Raw genomic sequence first — 2,695 nt, forward strand, 5'->3', positions numbered from 1 at the left:
CCCTCGCGATAACCCTCGATGTCGATCCAACTGTTCAACACCCGGCTCAAGCGTTGATGCTCGGCGTGCAACTGCACCAGGCGTGTGTCGACGCCGGTGGCGCCCAGGCCGGCGGCCAGCCATTCATCAATGCGCGCCACCGCCTGGGCACTGCTCAAGGCAGGATCCAGTTGTTGCAGGCGCGCCGCCGGAGTGAGGCGTGCTTGCGCGTCGACGTTCTCGACGTGCAGGGGCAACAGCAACTGGCCGGGGTCGTCGGTGACCCTGACCGGGAAATACTCCGGATCGCCGCCGGTCCGGCCGATGCGCAGCTGTTCCTGGGGAATGCCCAGCGGCTTGTGCAGGTAGATTTCCGGCCCCACCAACGGCAGTAATTCCACATCAAGGCCCAATGGATTTTCCCGCAGGGTGCGTTGCGCAAAGGCCAGGATGTCGGCGCAGGCCCGGGCAGTCAGTCGGCAACCCCGCAGGTTGCTCTTGAGCATCAGCGTGTCGTGGCCGGTGAGCGCCTGGGCGGGCACCCGGGTGATAGCGCTGTGGCTCAGGTCCAGGCTTTCCAGGACTGGCAAGTCCAGGACACCCTCAGGCCATTCGGTGATTCCAGTGCGGCTGAGGTTCAAGTGGCGCAAGGCGTTGAGGCCACGCAGATCCAGGCTCGCGACACGGTTGTATTGCAAGTCCAGGGTTTCAAGAGCCGTCAGGCGGCTCAAGCGTTGCTGGATGGACGGGATGATGCTCAGTTGGTTGTGGGAAAGATCCAACTGGCGCAGGGCGGTGAAGTTGTCCAGGGCCGACGGCAGCTGTGCCAGGTTGCTGGCACTGAGGTTCAAGTCTTCAATGGCGTTGAATGCGCCGAGAAAGTCATTCAGCGCCTCAATCGAAACCCGGGTGCCGCTCAGGTTGACCTGTTTGACATGGGCGAACGCGGCCGCCGGCAACCCGGGCAAGTCGCCCAGCACGCCCCCCGACAGGTTCAGTGTGGCGGTCGGCAGGTTGGAGCGCGCCCACATGCCAGACGGCGCAAGCCGCGGCCCCAGGCCTTCACGCCAACTGTCCAGGAGCCGCTCGGCGGCGCGCTGGCGGTAAAAGACATCCACCTGCCGGCGGTCAACCCGCAACTCCCTGGCCGCCCACTCCTGCAGGTCCCGGCTTAGGGCGAGCTGTTCGTCGAGTACCTGGTGAGTGCGAGCCAGTATCTGTTCAGTGGTCAGACCCTGCTGCCGGAACTGAGAGACAACGTCTATGCCAAACCCCCAGTGCACATTTTTCAAGCGGTCCATCACGCCTTCACAGTAACCCTGCACCAGGGCTTGCTCATTGAGCAGGTGAGCCGGATTGCCCCGCACATGTTCATACACCGCCATGAATTCCCGGCGGTCAAACGCGGCCCACCGCAGGTTCAGGCCGCGCCACAATCGTTCATGCCCGATGAGCATCGACGGGGGTACCGAACGGATGTTTGTTCGCCACAGGTCGAGCCTCTCAAGGTGCTCAAGTGACGTCACCCCCTGTGGCCACTCCTGCACCGAGCCCTCCATGCGCAACGAGCGCAGGTGCGTGAGGGGGCTGACGTCCAGGTTTTGCGAAAGCCCCGCGACGGACAGGTTGCGCAAGCGCTCCATTGCCCCCAGGCGTTGAATGAAGGGGACCGAATAGGCCACGTCCCGACCATTCAACGTCAGTTGCTTGAGATCGACGAAGCGGTTCAGCCCGCCGACCAGTCCGGTGCCCGGCGTTGCGTCAAGAAACACCTCAAGGTGTCGCACCCGGGAAAACTGATCGGCAAGGCGCACGCCCTGATCACCCAACAAAAGCTCGGCATGTGCGCTCAGCGCCTGCACATGGGAAAAGTCTGCACTCAGGCGCGGAAGGTCCGTCACGCTGCCCAACGACAGAATGCTCTGGGGCGGCCGCTCGCGGTAAATGCCCTGGCGCCAGCAACCGATGATGTCAGCCGCTACCCGTTGTTGCTGGCTGGCCCCGCCCGCCTGCCCGGCAGCAGCGGCGGTCCATTGATCAAGTTCTGCCTGCAACAGGTCGAACTCACGCTGGCGGTTTCCCAACAGGGTGAAGATCTGTTGGACGCTTTCACCGGCCTGCAATCGGCTCAGGACAAACTCGCTGGCCTGCTCGACGCTCAGGTTGGGATAGAGCGCCTGCACCCTCGCCGTCAGCGATGCATCCACTTCAAAGCCTTTGCCCCGACCGCTCAACGGGTAACCCAGGACGCCCCCCGCCCCCGCCCCCGTCAACACGGGTCGCGAACGCGGTGCGCGCAGGCCGAGCACATCGGACATTTGGCTACGGCGGCGGGTGGCATAACCGGCCACCGCTTGTTGCAGTTCCCGGTCCAGGGTCGCCACGGGCATGTCCAGGCCAGGTCGGGCCGCAGCGGGGATCGCATGCACGACGGACTGGAAGAAATTACGCCGTCCGGTGGCCCGGCTGTTCAGCGCGACACCGCGCTCGTCGTAAGCCTGGAAGGTTTCGCCTTGCTTGACCAGGTACCTGCGCAGCGGCGCATCTTGCGGGCCAATGCTGTTCAGTAACGGCCCGTCGACAGCCTGAAAGCGCACTTCCAGGCGCAGATTGGTGGGCCAGCCCGGCAAGTGTTGCAGGCAATGCAGGACCAGGCGGTCAGTGTCGGCACCGGCGTCGGCCTGACGATGCAGCCCCGCCAGGGCACGGCTCAGGC

The 2,695-nt window shown here is 64.3% G+C and carries 1 protein-coding gene; it reads right to left on the reverse strand.

Going from position 1 to position 2,695, the window contains the following annotated elements:
* On the reverse strand, window positions 1-2,695 hold a 2,695-nt coding region (locus HX846_RS35985; RefSeq protein WP_178967319.1), incomplete at both ends, for a leucine-rich repeat domain-containing protein.

The sequence above is a fragment of the Pseudomonas sp. K5002 genome, from assembly GCF_013386655.1.
GTDB lineage: Bacteria > Pseudomonadota > Gammaproteobacteria > Pseudomonadales > Pseudomonadaceae > Aquipseudomonas.